The following is a 16,692-nucleotide window of genomic DNA, read 5'->3' as shown; positions in this document are numbered from 1 at the left end:
GAAAAATATTCCTTTATGAAAATACGATACTTTTTAGGACTCATGTTTCTTTCGGTTAGCACTGTTTTTTGTCAGGATAATACCTCGAATGAAGAATTCATCGCTGAAATGAAAACAGACGCTAAAGAAAATTTACTTGATAAATGGTATCCTCTGGCCATTGATAATGAGGACGGAGGTTATTACAGTGAAATCACCTATGATTTCAAACTGGGGGAAAAACATGATAAAATGATCGTGACCCAGGCCAGGCATATCTGGACCAATTCAGTAGCTGCTGAAGTATTTCCAGAAAATGCTAATTACCTTCAGTATGCCGAACATGGATTTAAGTTCTTAAGGGATGTGATGTGGGATAAGGAATATGGAGGTTTTCATAACCTGGTTTCTAAAACCGGGGAGCCAATTGCTAAAAAAGGTGAAGAGAAAACGGCTTATGGCAACGCTTTTGGATTATATGGTTTGGCGGCTTATGCCAGAGCTTCAGAAAATAAAGAAGCACTAGAGCTGGCCAAAAAGACCTTTTACTGGCTGGAAGAGCATAGCCATGACTCAATTAGTAAAGGATATTACCAGTCCTTAAATATGGATGGATCACCAATTATAAGAGATTCCAGTTTTGATTCCACTTCAGACGTTGGTTATAAGGATCAGAATAGTTCTATACATTTGCTGGAAGCCTTTACGGAACTTTATAAAGTGTGGCCGGATGATCTTGTTGCAGAAAGACTGGAGGAGTTACTATTACTAATTCGTGATACTATTGTAAGCGACAAGAATTATATGAATCTCTTTTTTGAAAAGGACTGGACGCCGGTTACTTTTAATGATCAGTCAAAAGAAGTGATTGAAAAGCACTATTATCTGGATCATGTTTCTTTTGGACATGATGTTGAAACGGCTTATTTGATGCTAGAAGCTTCCGAAGCTTTGGGGCGTGAGGACACAGAAGAAACCTTGGTCAAAGGTAAAAAGATGGTAGATCATTCCCTGGAAAATGGATGGGATCCTGAATTGGGTGGATTTTATGATGGGGGCTATTATTTTGGTTCTGATAAAAATCTTACGCTGGTAAATAAAAATAAAAACTGGTGGTCTCAGGCTGAAGGTTTGAATACACTGCTTATTATGGATCATTATTTCCCTGAAGACGAACATGATTATCGTTCTTATTTTAATAAGTTGTGGGAATACACAAACACCTATTTTATGGACGAGCGTTTTGGGGGCTGGTATGAATGGGGACAGGATAACAAACCGGAAACAAAAGATGACCTGAAAGGACATATTTGGAAAGCTACTTATCATAATTTCAGGGCACTCATAAATTGCATGGAAACTCTAAAGAAATAAGGTGATTACTGAAAAATGTATATCCGTTCTTCGTCATAATAGTTATCTCGTTACCCTGAATTTATCTTAGGACCTGAAGATTCTGAAACAAGTACAGAATGACGTATTTGGTCAAATTCAGGATAATTTATGGACAATCAAACTAAAAAATAAGGAGGGCAAAAATTTCAAATTTTCGCCCTCCTTATTTTAAATCATTTCCTCTTTACTTTTTGCTTAGCCTAAGCGTGATCACATCATGAGGTGGCACGACTGCTTTAAAAGGGGACTGAGTGTTTTTCAAATTTTTGTGTTTCCAAAGGTCTCTAATGCTATACGTTTCTGCATTAAAATCGACAGCATAATCAAAATCCGGATCCTTAACCATATGATCTTTCCAATTAAAATTTATTTCATGTTCAGTATCCGCACGATTTAAGAAGGTCACTGCCCAGTTTCCACCTGCTAAGGGCTTAAACCAGGTTTCAAGGCCGTCTTCACTGCTATATTTAAATCCCTGCACTCCAAGAGTATCCTGGTCTATAGCGATCACCTCTTTATTAGTAAGGATATTCACTGTTTCTTCACTCATATTACCCAGATCATTTCCGGCAATTAGTGGAGCAGCCAGCATTGCCCACATAGTAAAATGCGCCCGGTCTTCGCTCACGGACATTCCATTTCCAACTTCCATCATATCAGGATCATTCCAGTGACCGGGGCCGGCGTATTTTCTTAATCCTTCCTGCATATCAAGAATCCTGAGCACTCCCCAGGAAGACCAATCACCATGGTCTTCTTCACAATCCCAACATGGGTAAATATCTCCCGTTGTCCTCCACAAATGCCCAATATCTTCAGCCCATTCCCAGGGTTGACTATCACCCCATTCACAAATGCTAAAAACAATTGGTCTCCCAGCTTCGTATAATGCATCTCTCATGGTAAGATATGCACCTTCAGCCTTTAGACTTTCTGTATTACACCAGTCGTATTTTAAATAATCAACACCCCATTTAGCGTAAGTTTGAGCGTCCTGAAACTCCCTTCCCCGGCTGCCGGGTTTACCTCCACAGGTTTGCCATCCGGCATCTGAATAAATACCAAATTTCAGTCCTTTAGAATGTACATAGTCTACCAGTGCTTTCATCCCCGAAGGAAACTTTTCCTTATTTGCATGAATAAACCCGTTCTCATCTCTTTCGCCATGCCAGCAGTCGTCAATAACAATATATTCGTAACCGGCATTTTTCATTCCGCTGGAAACCATTTCGTCAGCTGCTTCCTTAATAAGCTCTTCGTTTATATCACAGGCAAATTTATTCCAGCTGTTCCATCCCATAGGAGGAGTTTGAGCAAGATTTTCAAATTTCTGGGCATACGTGTCGTTGAATCCTGTAATTACTAGGAATAGGAAAAGGAAATATTTTAATGTCATTTTTTGAAATTTTATGTCGAATATTTATTCATATAATGTTCTTATAAAAGAAATTCCCTACAGTGAACTGCAGGGAATAAACTTATCAAGCAAAAACTAAGCTAACACCAAACAAGCTTATAATTTCTCAAATCTTACATTGTCTATTGCAAAATTAAGTAGAATGTCTGCCCCTTCGAAAGCCATCCCAAATTCAGCATCTACCAGGCTGAAGTCTGGCACTCCTAGTGCGGTAGCGGGAATACTTACCGTAATCCAATCACCATCAGTATCCAGAGCATTTCCAGTTTCGTTCCATGGTTGCCAGTCATAAAATGCATCTACTCCATCTGAGTCATTAAATCTAATCCTGAACATCCCTGCATTAATAGGTTCGAAAGTATTAATTTCAAATTTTAATACATATTCATCTAGATTAGAACCCACCATGTTTGCACCATAGAAAGTAGCATCATTTCTCCAAAAAAGATCCTGCCACCCAGTTCCTCCAGTTTGAAAATTAGCTCTCCCATAATTACTACCATCAAGACTAATAGCTGCATCATTTTCAACACCTACATTTCCCCAATATGGATCTTTTCCATCCCAATCAAAGAAAACTGCTTCTACATCAGCTACAGGTTCGGGACCACCACATCCAGGAGTATCAAATCTTACGTTGTCTATAGCAAAGTTAAGAAGGATATCTGCATCTTGGAATGCCATTCCAAATTCTGCATCAACGATACTAAAATCTGGTACTCCAAGCTCAGTAAGAGGTATTTCGATGGTTTCCCAACCATCAGTAGTGAAAGGTTCCCCTGTATCTTCCCATGGAGCCCAATCATAGAAAACATCTTCTCCAGTTGAGGCATTGAATCTTAACCTAAATCTACCTGCACTTATAGGCTCAATTATATTAATATCAAACTTAATTGAATAAGCTTCCAGATTGCTGCCAACCACCTGAGCACCATTAAAGGTTGCTGGGTCATTTCTCCAGAATAAATCAATAAATCCTGTGCCTCCAGTTTGGAAATTTGCTCTACCATAATTTTCTCCATCCAGTGAAAGAGAAGGATCATTTTCTGCAGTAACATTTCCCCAATATGGATCTTTTCCATTCCAATCAAAGAATACCAGGTTTTCATCCTTTACTGGACACTGTCCAGTTTCAGAAGATTCTATTCCAAGGACGCTTACCAGTTCGGCAGGAATTAATACTCGATTTATTTCATGTAGAATACCATTAGTTGCCCCAATATTTGCATTTACAAATTGAGCAGGAACAGCTTCCTCAAAACTTGATCTCAAGCGGGCATTATCCCCGCTTAGATCTGCTGTAATATTATCGCCGTAAACTGTTGTTACACTGCCACCATCGATTAACTGACTTGACAATAATTGTCCGTCGTATAAATGATAAGTTAGCAATTGCTTTAAAGCTTCAATTTCCTCAGGAGTATCAAAATCTTCCAGGCTATCGAAATTTGTAATTAGTGAGAAAAGGGCGTTAAAGGCATCATTATTAGGAACAAACACAGTAAACTCTTCAGTCTCCAGTTGTTCCGTCAATCCAGCTTTTTCAATAGCTGCCAGGAAAGAAGTAAATCCTCTATCTTCACTTCTCTTTTTTAAATCTAACGTTGCACCTAATATGTCTTGGAAAACAGTCTCCGGTATGAGAACTTTATTCACACCATGTACTACACCATTAACACCCTGGATATCTGTTAAAGTAAAATTTGCCATATCATAGCTTCCGTCCTGTATTACAGAATTATCATCAATCATAAAACTATTACCCTGCATTGTAACCTGCTCCGTACCAGAAATCATGGGAGCAAGTGTATTACTTCCGGTAACAACATGATACATTAATACTTCCTGAAGTATTTCCGTAGGAATTTCACCTAGAGAAGTCCATCCAAATGCTCCATTAAGTTGCATCATAAAACTTTCAAATGCGGCATTAGTTGGAGCAAAAACTGTGAATGGGTAAGTTTCCAATTCAGGATCTGTCATTGAAAGAGTTTCAGAAAGGCCTGCTAATTCAATAGCTTCCGCCAGTTTTGAAAAATTTGGATTTGCTTTTGTATGATCCAAAACTGTAGGAGGAGTTAATAGGTTATCAACAACATGTAAAACACCATTTGTGGAACCTACATCAAAGGAGCCTTGTACCGGAGTCGCCATCCCATTTAACTTCAAACCACCATCAGTATTAATAAATAGACTCAAATTGTTATCATCTGGTCCCGTTGCCATGGTGGGCGTATAACCCGTGGTTAGAGTAGAAGAGAAATCTGCGGTCGTGGTACTAAGTACATGATTCAATAAAAAGTTAGTAAGTTCCTCTTCACTCATTGAAGACATATCAAAATCACCAAAAGCTGCATTATTTGGAGCGAATAAGGTGTAAGTTGAAGTCGATCTCAACGTGGAATCCAAACCAACCTGGGTTAAGGCCTGGGCTAAAGTGGATAAATTCGCGTCATCGTTAACTATTTGAGTAAGATTTCTTGGGTCATCACCGAGTTGTGGATAAATATCATCATCCTCATTACAAGAAGTTACTCCGGCTAAAAGAATTAGCATTACCACATAATATATTCTGGATAATTTCATCTTTTTTAATTTATTTCTATTTGAAAGAGATTCCAGAATTTCTAAATTCTGGAATCTTTATATTTTAAACTAACTATCATCAATTTAAAGAAGCCCAAAATCATCTACGTAAAATATATACTGAGCTTTACCTGTACCCGAAGCTTCCTGGAAATCCAGCCTTGTAATGGTAGCTGGTGCACCTCCATTTGGATAAAAACTTGACAAGGGTACCACGAATTTATTCCATTGATTCGGAATCAACACAAGGTTTACCTGAGCTGCAAAGTCATTTATTGCAAGATTTACAGAATCTCCAGCATCACCAGTTCCGTAGATTGAAAAGGTAAGGGCCTCATAATCATCAAATGGAATATTCGGAGCTAAAAATGATAATCCTGACCAGGCTTCTCGGGTACTTTTAATTGAAAATTGACCCAATGCAGGACTGGTGTTTTCAAGATCGAAAGTTCCGCCCCACTGGCTCATTTCCCAATCTGGATTTAATGCATCGATATAAATTGAATAACTAAATCCATAAGAATCAGATTGTGTAACTGCTCCTCTGGAGGTTTCCAGGTAAATAAATGCCTGTTCAATACCAGATGGCACTATAACCGTAACTTCAGTTTCGGAAACTGAAAGTATATCTGCCTCTATTTCCACGAGGTTCCCGTCTTCCTCTGAACCGGAGACGAAAGTTACCGAGTTTGTCTCTGAAAAATCTCCACCTAATAATGTTACTGTTTTAACTCCATCTATAGTAGCTTCGGTGAAATCATCTATAGTTAACAGTGAAAAGTCATAACTCGTAGACCCTGAAAGGTTCTCCAGCACTAACTCATTAGACTGCCCAACATAAGGAGCACTCTCAGGTACAGTTGCAAAAGTAAGATTATCTGTAGTAAGCGCAAGGTTAACACTTGCCTGGACACCATTGAAGTAAATAGCTTTAAGGGTAGAAAAATTTTCACCTCTAATGATATAGGTATTTTCCAATACACCCTGAGTAACTGCTACATCTTCCCTTGCTTCACTTACGCTGGTGATTACCGGCGGACCATCTCCGCCCTCCGGACTAATTACATCAAAATCACTGTCACATGAAAACAACAGACTAGCAAACAAGACCATGAATATTGGTTCAGCTATCCTAATTTTTATTAATTTGTTTTTCATAATATTTTTTTAAAAAATTATTCATCATCACTAAAATCATAAGGCACCGGTGGCTCCAATAAAGCAGGGTTATTCTGAGTTTCGTTACTTGGATAAGGGAACAAAAGATCGTCCATAGTAGGTGTATACATTTCAGAATTTACAGTGGGCGGAGTAGTGTCATCATTAAAAGTACCTCGCTCCGTATTAGCTAGAAAATCTAAAGCAAATTCAGGTCCCTGACGAACTACATCATACCAGAATTCGAATTCAAAAGCTAACTCAATCCTTCTCTCGTGGAAAACATCTTCTAGAGTAGGATTTGCAATAGGGTCTAATCCGGCTCTTTCCCGAACTTTATTAAGTGATTTAACTCCTTCTTCATATGATCCCCCGCCGTTTAAAGCAGCTTCAGCATGTATTAAAAGTAGTTCTCCATATCGTAATATATAGGTGTTATTAGGATAGCTTTGCTGAGCCCCACCACCATTAGTGGCAGCATTACCTACTACATACTTTTTAATACCCACGTTAGTACCTTGATGGTCCACATTTTCGGAAACGGTGTAACCTCCATTTAAATCCGGATAAAAAGATCCCGGATCCATAATCGTGGCATAATATCTTAAATCCTGTTCTTTGTCTTCATACGCATCCTGCAAATCCAAGGATGGTCCAATGGCTGAATATCCATCGGAAAATCCTGTTATTCCAGCCTGAGCAAACAAGGACTGGATACCGTTACCTTCAGAATATTGTCCAGAAGTAGACCATTGCAGCGCAAAGATTGATTCAGGATTGTTATCGTTAGCGGTTAGGAATAGATCATAATAACTTCCAGACGGATCTCCATCAGCTCCAGTACCACCATAAAGCTTAAATTCTCCCGAATTTATAACGTCATTTGAAAGTTCATATGCCCTGGCCCAGTTTTCTTCATAGAGATAGATCTTGGCGAGCATAGCTTTAGCAGAACCGCTTGACACTCTAGCATTCAAATCGTAGTTGGAACCTCTGGTTTTATCATAGAGATTTTCCATTGCAAACATTAGATCCCTCTTAATGAATTCATACACGTCCTCAACAGGGTTTCTGGGAACTACAGGCTCCAAAACATAATCGGTATTATCAGCTATAATTGGCACAGAACCGAATATTCTTACCAAATAAAAATAAGCAGTTGCTCTAATGAACCTTGCCTCTCCCAACGAATTATTTACTACTTCCTGAGGAACACTCGGATCAACGGAATTAGGCAGAGTATTGATGAGAGAGTTGGATTGAGCAATGACAGCGTAAAGAGATTCCCATGATTGGGTTAAAGTATTATGTTCTCCAGTAATTGCGAAATTGTCAAAATCTGCATTTCTTGCATCCCATGTTCTTCCATTTCCAGAACTTAGTTCTCCAATGGCCCAAGCAACATTTGAAATAAAATTGTACCAAGGCCTGGAATAAAGATGATTAGCCGCGGCCTCTACCTGGTCCGTTGTTTTATAAAAGGTTGCTGCACTATAAGAATCCTCCGGAGGTCTCTCCAGAAAATCTTTGCTACATGAAGGGAAGCATAAAAAAGCAGCGATCACTATTATAGTCTTTGTTTTTAAAAATTTCTTCATCATCATATAATTATAATTCTACGTTCAGTCCTATTGAAAAAGTTCTTGGGGATGGGTACCTTCCATTATCAACCCCAAGTAAAAGGGCGTTCTGATTGTAAGCCCCTACCTCAGGATCGTAACCAGAATAATTTGTAAACGTGTATAAATTTTGAACACTACCGTATACTTTTAATTTTCTCAATCCTAATTGATCTGTGGTACTTGAAGACAAGTTATAACCTAAGGTCAAATTTTGAATTCGTAAATAAGAACCGTCTTCGATATAACGGTCTGAAATATTAATATTCGGAGTGTCATTTCTAGCCAACCTAGGAGCACCTGCATTTGGATTATCAATGGACCAATAATCTAAAACTGATGGCGATTGGTTAACATAATAACTATTTGCCGCGGTAAGAGTTCTTTTTACAGCATTAAAAATATCATTCCCATAAGATCCCTGTAAGAATAAGGAAAGATCAAAATTTTTATAAGAGAAATTATTTTGGAAACCAAATGTAAAATCTGGATGAGGATTACCTATAACTGTGCGATCATCATTGTTGATTAACCCATCACCATTGATATCCTTGAATTTAATATCACCAAGCCAGGTAGTTGAAAATAAAGCATCTTCAAAAGGTCTTCCAAATTGTATTGGAGCTCCTTCAATATCATCTGTTGTTCTGAAAAGTCCCTCAACCTGGTAACCATAAAACATACCAACAGGTTCTCCTACCTTGGTAAGTGTTAGGTTCTGGTTTGACTGGTTTAAACTAAGATCTCCGTTAATTGTTAGATCTCCCAATAGCTCGGTGACTTCATTCTGATAATGAGAGAATGTTAAAGTAGATTGCCAGTTGAAATCACTTTCTCCTAATGTTGAATAATTTATGGTTAAATCTACTCCTTTGTTTACCATTTCACCAAGGTTAACCCAAGGAGCCGTTATAGCTCCAGGTGAATTACCCCCTGTAATAAAATCGGTCACAGCTAATTGATAAAGAAAATCTTTTGAAACTTTGTTATATACTTCTATAGTTGTATTCAATCTTGAATCAAATAATCCAAAGCTCAAACCTAGATTCGTCTGAGTTGATGATTCCCAGGTAAGATCAGGATTTTCAAAATTGGCAAATTCAAAGCCTGTACCCAGTCCAGTAGATATGGTATTCAGTCTTACACCATACGCGAAATTTGGAATAGCCTGATTACCAACTTCCCCGTAACCACCATATACTTTTATATTCTGAATCGATTCAAAATCTTCCATAAAAGCCTCGTTGGAGAGTCTCCAGGATCCAGATACCGATGGAAAATACCCCCACTTGTTACCTTCGGCAAATTTAGAGGAGCCATCAGCTCTTAGGGATGCTGTTATATTATACCGATTATCGTAGGAATAAATCAGCCTTCCAAAATAAGATTCCAAAGCAGAACTTCCTATATACTGATCGTTAAAGTCATTAGCATCACCAGTTCCTAAAACTGGAATATCATTACTAACAAAATTACCATCCTGAGCTATAACTCCCTGCCATTTTGATTCTTGAACCTCCTGCCCCAGTAACATGGTAACATCATGTTTTTCATTGAAAGTATTATCATAAGTCAATAGGTTTTTAATAATCCAGAAATCATTATTTTCTCTTCGAACGTTTAAGGTACTTTCCCCTCTTTCCAATACTCCGTAAGTAAAAGTAGGTTGAAACCGATCACTTAAATTATTACCAAAATCTCCACCAAATTCCGTTCTGAAATTTAAATTATCAGATATATTGAACTGGGCAAAAATATTTCCGAAAATCCTATTTCTTGTTAAGGTATTACGGATGCTTAAAGCTTCTGCGATGGGATTACGAATTCCAAAAGCGATTTCATCGGCCGTTTGCGGACCAGCAAAAGTCCCGTCTGCATTGTAAACAGCAGTAGCAGGATTGTTCAATAATGATAAAGAAATGATACCATTACTAGAACTATTCAAAGTAATATCATCATTAGTTCTACTAGCAGTAAGAGCAACTCCAGTACTAATCCAATCATTTAAATCAGCATTAACATTCGTTCTAACTGTAATACGATCAAATCCAGAACCTATAACAGTACCTTCTTGATCGGTGTAAGAGGAAGAAATAAAATAATTAATCTTATCTGATGCTCCAGAAAAAGATAACTCGTGATTCATTTGCAACGCATCATCAAAAATCTGCGCCTGCCAATCTGTTCCAGGACCCAATAAATCTGGATTTAAGAATTCAATTTGTGGATCTAAACCATATATTTCACCAATAGTATTTTGAAGTCTTGCATATCCCGGCAGATCAAGCACATCAATCTTATTTGTAGGTCTTTGCATCGCAACATATGTGTTATAACTAAGTCTACCCGCTCCTTTTTTACCTTTCTTTGTTGTAATAATAACTACACCATTAGAACCTCTCGAACCGTATATTGCAGTAGCAGATGCATCCTTAAGAATATCAACAGATTCAATATCATTTGGGTTTAAAGCAGCCAGCGGACTTACATCTGTTGCTCCCGTACCATCTCCAATTCCACCATCGGCAGTTGACCTTCCACTGGTTGCGATATTTCTAGAATCTCCAGACACTGGCACACCATCAATAATATAAAGAGGTTCACTCGATCCTGTAATTGTATTTACCCCCCTAATTTTTACAGAAACTGCGGAGCCAGGTTGGCCTGAGTTTTTAGTTACCATAACACCCGCTGCACGTCCCTGCATAAGTTGATCTACGCCAACTTGAGGTATATTTTCAAATTCCTCGCTACTTATACTGGATACAGAGCCACTTATCTCTTCTTTTCGTTGAGCACCATATCCAATAACTACTACTTCATCTAAACTTTCAGAATCAGTATCCAATGTAACACTCAGTTTCTCACCTCCCGAAACACTCACTTCCTTAGTCAAAAATCCAACAAAACTAAAAACAATGACTGCATTATCATCTACACTAATTTCAAAATTACCATCAAAATCGGTAGTGGTTCCATTCGAGGTGTTTTTCTCAATTACATTTACCCCTAATAAAGGTATACCTTCCGTATCAATCACTTTACCGGTCACAACGTTCTGCGCGAGACCAATTTGAGTGAAGGCACAAAAGAAGAGGGCAAAAAATAATATTTTGCTTCTAAGGCTACAGCTGCCTTTACATTGAAGTATCTTTCTTCGCATAAGAATTAAATTGGTTGATTTATATAAAAAATTACGGTATCAATAATATGAAAACAAAACAATTGTTATATTAACAAAAAAACACCCATATTTTTCCCATACTCAAAATTAGAAGGAAAGTTAAGGTCTTGTTAATATTATTTTATCAAATATTAATGATATTTTTTCCTAACTAGATTAATCTGGAATGTGCTAATATTAATTTTATACGAAACTGGTAAGTTCAAAATATATTCAGCAGAAAAATAATAAAGAAATAGTGCTATTCAATAATTTTGGATCTGACATATTTTCCCGACTTACTAAGATTAGATAAGTCCTTTAATTCGTTATGCTTAGTACCAGGTTTAAGGGCTGCAGATGCTTCTTTTTTATCAGCTATAGACCAATTACACCATGACAAATTATTGTCATCCATAAAGTCTAACCATTTTTGAGTTTCCTCATAAAAAACTTCCCCATTACCATCGGCATTTGTAGTTCCAAATTCAGTAACAAAAATTGGTAGATTTTTCTTCATTGCATTAGCAGCTGCCTCTCTAAGTTCTTCGTGATGAGTACCTGCATAGAAATGTAATGTGTAACCAATATTAGCCTCATTAATAGGGTCTTTTGCTGCGTAAACAACATCCTGTGACCATCTAGGTGTGCCACATATTATAATATTATCGGGATCGTTCTTTCTAATTGCTGAGATGATTTCCTGATGATATGGTTTTAGAACTTTACTCCAGGAAACTTCTAACGGCTCATTATAAGGCTCATATATTAAATTAGGGTATTGACCATATTTATCACTTAATTCAGAGAAAAATTTCTTTGCTTCTAAAAGATGATCTTCAGCATGATGATCATGCCAGTCTACGATAACATAAATTCCAAGCTCAATTGCTGCATCTACAACTTTATAAATTTTTCGCTTCTCTTTTTCCGGATTTTCCAGGAAACCTTCGTTTTCAATAGCCATAGCTGCTCTTATAACACTAATCCCCCAATATTCTTTCAATTGTTTTAAGGTGGTTTTATTATAATACTGCGGTTGCCATTGGCTCCAGAACAAAGACATCCCTTTTAACTGAACAACTTCTCCATGCTCACTAACCAATTTAATCCCATCGAAGCTTAACTGACCATACTTGGCTACCGGAGTCAAATTTTCTGTATTTAATGCTTTAACGGCAGATCCTTCGTTGTTTTTCTCTCTGGATGACGAATCCATATTCATAGAAGAACAACCGCAAATAATTAATAACGGAAGTAAGAAAATAGTTAACCCAGATATGCTTTTCATGAAGCCTTTAATAATATTTATAATACTCTTTTTATTCCACTAAATTCCTCCCTGTACTGGCTAGGTGTACAGTCCTTATTCTTTTTAAAAACACGATTAAAATTTGCAATATTATTGAACCCGCATTTAAAGGCAATTTCGGCTATACTTAATTCCTTCTCAATTAACCATCTTGCGGCATAACCAATTCTGGTATCATTAACGTATTCAATAAAGGTTTTTCCTGTCCTGCGTTTAATAAATCGATTAAAAGAAACCGGGCTCATATTTACAACATCCGAGATCTCCTTCAAGCTTATCTTTTTTTGATAATTCTCCTGTATATACTCATATATTTTCTTAATCTTATCACTGTTTTCAAAGTTTTTATTTTCTGAAATATATGATGAAAGAAGGTGTTGATTTCTGGAATTTGCAAGGTCATGTAAGATGGAAATCAGCTCCAGAAAATAATCAATACTATCTATTTTAGATAATCTAAGTATTTTTGGTTTTATTTCTTTTGAAATCTTTTCTGAGAACAATATTCCGTGAGCAGACCTTTCAAACATATCCTTTATCGGTTTCATTATTCTTCGGCTTAACAGCTTATCATCAAAAAGGTCGTTATGAAATTGAATTGTTATTTCGTGAATTTTCTTATTGCTACAGTTGTGGATTTCCCAACCATGATTCAGGTTTGGCCCCACAAGTACTAATTCTATATTATCAATTTCCTCCAAACTATCACCCACTACTCGCCGAACACCTTTACCATTTAAAATAAAATTAAGCTCATACTCAGGATGAAAATGAATTGGAAAATCAAAATCATCCTTAATTCTATCAAAAACAAGGAAGCTATCTTCAGGGGCCAGGGGTGTAATTTCCCGGTGTATCTCCTTTTGCATATTCTTTTAATTACGATTGAGAAAAAATTTAATCAAGAATTGACAATATTCTATTAAAGTTCAATAACCTTGAAAGTTAAATTTGATATTTCTTAACATTTCAGGCGATTTAATTAAATTTTCCTTAAAATTTAGAGATTAAATATATAATAAGACAAAACTAAAGATAAAATATTTTACCAAAAAAATTCAAAATTCACACTTATTACATGAAATATATTGTCAAAATAGGTATTCTTCTAACATTTATTGTATGTATGACATCATGTAAAAGTACGTATCGAATAAATTTAGAGGACATTCACCTTGCAAATATTAAGGCATCAGAAAAAACTAAAATTTTATATGAAAGAATAAAATCCATTCCCAATGATGGTTTCGCTTTTGGACACCAGGATGCTACCATATATGGCATTAACTGGAAACAGCCAGATTCTCCTCTTAAGTTAAGAAGTGATATCAGGGATGTTTCTGGAAAGCTTCCTGCGGTTCATGGGTACGATCTTGGGCACATTGAGTTAAATCATTCTTTCAATCTCGATACCGTTTCCTTTGTGCTTATGAGGGATCAGGTAAAAAAAATGTATAAAAAGGGTGCGATTATAACTTTCAGCTGGCACCTGGATAACCCGGTGACAGATGGGAGTTCCTGGGATACGACGGCAGCAGTTTCCGAAATTTTAAAGGGTGGTTTAAAGCGAGAAAAATATGAAAAATGGGTATCACGACTCTCGATTTTCTTTAAATCCTTAAAAGATGAAAAAGATCAGCCTATACCAGTAGTTTTTAGACCCTTTCATGAAATGAATGGCGGATGGTTTTGGTGGGGAGAAGGGAATTGCAGCGCAGAAGACTACAAGGAATTATGGAGACAAACTTTTATGCTACTTCAGCAAAATAATGTTCACAACCTATTATACGCCTATGCCCCTAATATTATGCAAAGCACCGAAGATTTTGAAAAATATTATCCCGGAGATGAATATGTAGATATTCTGGGGGTAGATATTTATAATTACGGCGGAAAAGAAGCATTTATAAAAAATATTAAAACAAATCTTGAGATTCTAAAATTAGAAGCTCAAAAGAGATCAAAACCCTATGCACTTACCGAAACCGGAAATATAGATCCTGGATCTGATCCCAAATGGTGGACAAAACACTTATATCCCGGAATTAAAGATTCGGGAATCGCCTGGGTACTTCTTTGGAGAAACGCCAGATTAGATCATTATTTCTCTACCTATAAAGATGATGTAACTGCAGAAGACTTCAGAGAATTTGAAAAACTGGAAGAAACTTTATTTTTAGATCAGGTAAAGAAAATAAACTTTAAACTTTAATTTATAATGCTACAGGGCCTTGATGTCATTATCATATTACTTTATCTCACAGGAACTATTCTTATAGGATTAGCGCTTAGAAAAAGAGCGCAAAAAAGTAAGGATGATTATTTAATGGGTGGTAAAAGCCTGCCGTGGTATATGCTTGGGCTTTCAAATGCTTCAGGGATGTTTGATATTTCTGGAACCATGTGGCTGGTTACACTAACTTTTGTGTATGGATTTAAAAGTGTCTGGATTCCCTGGTTATGGCCTGTTTTTAATCAGGTCTTTCTAATGGTATATTTGTCGGTATGGCTTAGGCGATCTAATGTAACTACCGGTGCAGAATGGATATTATTTAGGTTTGGTAGTGGAAGAGGAGGGAGACTCTCGCATAAGATTATAGTAATATTTGCCATACTTAGCTGTTTGGGCTTTTTAGCTTATGGATTCATTGGGTTGGGGAAATTTGTAGAGATATTTATTCCATGGGAGGTTGTTTCAGGCTATGTGCCTTTTAATGTACCGGCCACATATATACCTCATTTCTATGGAATAATTTTCACCATGTTTGCCGTTTTTTATTCGGTTTTAGGAGGGATGTCAGGTATTGTATGGACAGATCTTTTACAGTATACGGTAATGACCATTTCATCTATTGCCATCGCAGTAATAGCATGGCAGGCCATGGGCGCCAATACTTTAAATGTTCCGGACGGCTGGATGAACCCATTTTTTGGCTGGGAACTCAATATGGATTGGAGTGGGATTATAGATGAGGTTAACACAAAAGTTGCTTCAGATGGATATACGCTTTTCAGTATTTTCTTTATGCTCATGTTATTTAAAGGAATTTTATCAAGCATAGCTGGTCCTGCACCCAATTACGACATGCAAAAAATCCTATCTACAAAATCTCCTTTAGAAGCGGCAAAAATGAGCGCATTTTCGATATTAGCACTCATCCCCACACGTTATTTAATGGTTGGAGGCTTTGGAGTCTTAGCTGTACTATTTTACGATCAATTAGATCTTACCACAGCAGGGGTCTTGGATTTTGAAAAAATACTGCCTGCCGCGATTGAACAATTTGTTCCTGTTGGCTTACTTGGATTATTGCTCGCAGGCTTATTAGCTGCCTTCATGTCAACATTTGCAGGAACTCTTAACGCTGCCCAGGCCTATCTCGTTAACGATATTTATCTCAAACACTATAACCCCCAGGCAGCACATTCCAAAGTGAAACTGATGAACTATGGAAGTGGAATTCTTGTTGTAATTATTAGTATAATTCTTGGTTTCTTCATTCAGGACGTCAACTCCATACTTCAATGGATCGTTTCTGCATTGTATGGAAGTTATGTAGTATCCAACGTCCTCAAATGGCATTGGTGGAGATTCAATGGAGCAGGTTATTTCTGGGGAATGCTTTCGGGAATGCTTCCCGCTATGATTTTTCCGATTTTCACAGATACACTGGATTTATATTATTTCCCTGTCATTCTTTTAATTTCTATTGCGGGAAGTATTATTGGAACTTATTCTGCTCCACCTACAGAAGAAGAAGTTCTTAAAGATTTTTATAGACGTACAAAACCATGGGGCTTCTGGAAACCAATCTTTGAAAAAGTAAAGACCGAAGATCCAGCATTTCAAAGAAACAAGGCTTTTGGACGTGATATGTTTAATGTCATTATTGGAACTATTGCTCAAACACTTCTGGTAGTAGCTCCGCTTTATCTTATTCTGCACAAAAACTTACCATTACTGGTTTCACTTGCAGTTCTTGGTGTTTGCATATTAATCCTCAAAAAGAACTGGTGGGATAAAATAAAAATTGAAAATAATATTAGAAGTAAATACTAATAC

10 protein-coding genes are annotated in these 16,692 nt (G+C 36.9%); 3 read left to right on the top strand and 7 right to left on the bottom strand.

Going from position 1 to position 16,692, the window contains the following annotated elements; all coding sequences use genetic code 11:
• Positions 1–15 precede the first annotated feature (15 nt).
• The gene (locus tag ACSHZO_RS05585; RefSeq protein ID WP_298245871.1) at positions 16–1,353 is read left to right on the top strand and encodes an AGE family epimerase/isomerase; all 1,338 of its coding nucleotides are present in this window, start codon (positions 16–18) and stop codon (positions 1,351–1,353) included.
• 205 nt (positions 1,354–1,558) lie between these two features.
• On the opposite strand, the gene ACSHZO_RS05580 is transcribed toward ACSHZO_RS05585, so the two are convergent.
• From ACSHZO_RS05580 to ACSHZO_RS05550, 7 genes are all read right to left on the bottom strand, one after another.
• Complete coding sequence (locus tag ACSHZO_RS05580; protein WP_298245872.1) at positions 1,559–2,770, bottom strand: glycoside hydrolase family 27 protein; 1,212 nt, start codon at positions 2,768–2,770, stop codon at positions 1,559–1,561.
• Positions 2,771–2,887: 117 nt separating this feature from the next.
• Positions 2,888–5,377 (bottom strand): glycan-binding surface protein, encoded by a 2,490-nt coding sequence (locus ACSHZO_RS05575; RefSeq protein ID WP_298245873.1) that lies wholly within the window; start codon positions 5,375–5,377, stop codon positions 2,888–2,890.
• Positions 5,378–5,461: 84 nt separating this feature from the next.
• On the bottom strand, positions 5,462–6,535 hold the full coding sequence (locus ACSHZO_RS05570) for a hypothetical protein (protein ID WP_298245874.1): 1,074 nt from the start codon (positions 6,533–6,535) through the stop codon (positions 5,462–5,464).
• 17 nt (positions 6,536–6,552) lie between these two features.
• Positions 6,553–8,139 (bottom strand): RagB/SusD family nutrient uptake outer membrane protein, encoded by a 1,587-nt coding sequence (locus tag ACSHZO_RS05565; RefSeq protein WP_298245875.1) that lies wholly within the window; start codon positions 8,137–8,139, stop codon positions 6,553–6,555.
• A gap of 4 nt (positions 8,140–8,143) precedes the next feature.
• On the bottom strand, positions 8,144–11,317 hold the full coding sequence (locus ACSHZO_RS05560) for a SusC/RagA family TonB-linked outer membrane protein (RefSeq protein WP_298245876.1): 3,174 nt from the start codon (positions 11,315–11,317) through the stop codon (positions 8,144–8,146).
• Between the two features lie 262 nt (positions 11,318–11,579).
• Positions 11,580–12,536: a glycoside hydrolase family 5 protein gene (locus ACSHZO_RS05555; protein WP_298245877.1), complete on the bottom strand. Its 957-nt coding sequence runs from the start codon at positions 12,534–12,536 to the stop codon at positions 11,580–11,582.
• Between the two features lie 89 nt (positions 12,537–12,625).
• On the bottom strand, positions 12,626–13,498 hold the full coding sequence (locus ACSHZO_RS05550; RefSeq protein ID WP_298245878.1) for an AraC family transcriptional regulator: 873 nt from the start codon (positions 13,496–13,498) through the stop codon (positions 12,626–12,628).
• Between the two features lie 209 nt (positions 13,499–13,707).
• Between ACSHZO_RS05550 and ACSHZO_RS05545 the strand changes: the two genes are divergently transcribed.
• Both ACSHZO_RS05545 and ACSHZO_RS05540 read left to right on the top strand, forming a co-directional pair.
• Positions 13,708–14,841, top strand: coding sequence for a glycoside hydrolase family 26 protein (locus ACSHZO_RS05545; protein ID WP_298245879.1), 1,134 nt, complete (start codon positions 13,708–13,710; stop codon positions 14,839–14,841).
• A gap of 6 nt (positions 14,842–14,847) precedes the next feature.
• Complete coding sequence (locus ACSHZO_RS05540) at positions 14,848–16,689, top strand: sodium:solute symporter family protein (RefSeq protein WP_298245880.1); 1,842 nt, start codon at positions 14,848–14,850, stop codon at positions 16,687–16,689.
• Positions 16,690–16,692 lie beyond the last annotated feature (3 nt).

The sequence above is a fragment of the Christiangramia sp. 3-2217-3z genome, from assembly GCF_051195275.1.
Classification (GTDB): Bacteria; Bacteroidota; Bacteroidia; order Flavobacteriales; family Flavobacteriaceae; genus Christiangramia; species Christiangramia marina.
The sequence above is the reverse complement of the archived record's forward strand: the minus strand, read 5'-3'. Positions and strand labels throughout refer to the sequence as shown.

What these genes read in the sequence shown, in the direction of transcription:
- ACSHZO_RS05585 (WP_298245871.1), top strand. Translation starts at nt 16, where the DNA reads ATGAAAATACGATACTTTTTAGGACTCATGTTTCTTTCGGTTAGCACT.
- ACSHZO_RS05580 (WP_298245872.1), bottom strand. Translation starts at nt 2,770, where the DNA reads ATGACATTAAAATATTTCCTTTTCCTATTCCTAGTAATTACAGGATTC.
- ACSHZO_RS05575 (WP_298245873.1), bottom strand. Translation starts at nt 5,377, where the DNA reads ATGAAATTATCCAGAATATATTATGTGGTAATGCTAATTCTTTTAGCC.
- ACSHZO_RS05570 (WP_298245874.1), bottom strand. Translation starts at nt 6,535, where the DNA reads ATGAAAAACAAATTAATAAAAATTAGGATAGCTGAACCAATATTCATG.
- ACSHZO_RS05565 (WP_298245875.1), bottom strand. Translation starts at nt 8,139, where the DNA reads ATGATGATGAAGAAATTTTTAAAAACAAAGACTATAATAGTGATCGCT.
- ACSHZO_RS05560 (WP_298245876.1), bottom strand. Translation starts at nt 11,317, where the DNA reads ATGCGAAGAAAGATACTTCAATGTAAAGGCAGCTGTAGCCTTAGAAGC.
- ACSHZO_RS05555 (WP_298245877.1), bottom strand. Translation starts at nt 12,536, where the DNA reads ATGGATTCGTCATCCAGAGAGAAAAACAACGAAGGATCTGCCGTTAAA.
- ACSHZO_RS05550 (WP_298245878.1), bottom strand. Translation starts at nt 13,498, where the DNA reads ATGCAAAAGGAGATACACCGGGAAATTACACCCCTGGCCCCTGAAGAT.
- ACSHZO_RS05545 (WP_298245879.1), top strand. Translation starts at nt 13,708, where the DNA reads ATGAAATATATTGTCAAAATAGGTATTCTTCTAACATTTATTGTATGT.
- ACSHZO_RS05540 (WP_298245880.1), top strand. Translation starts at nt 14,848, where the DNA reads ATGCTACAGGGCCTTGATGTCATTATCATATTACTTTATCTCACAGGA.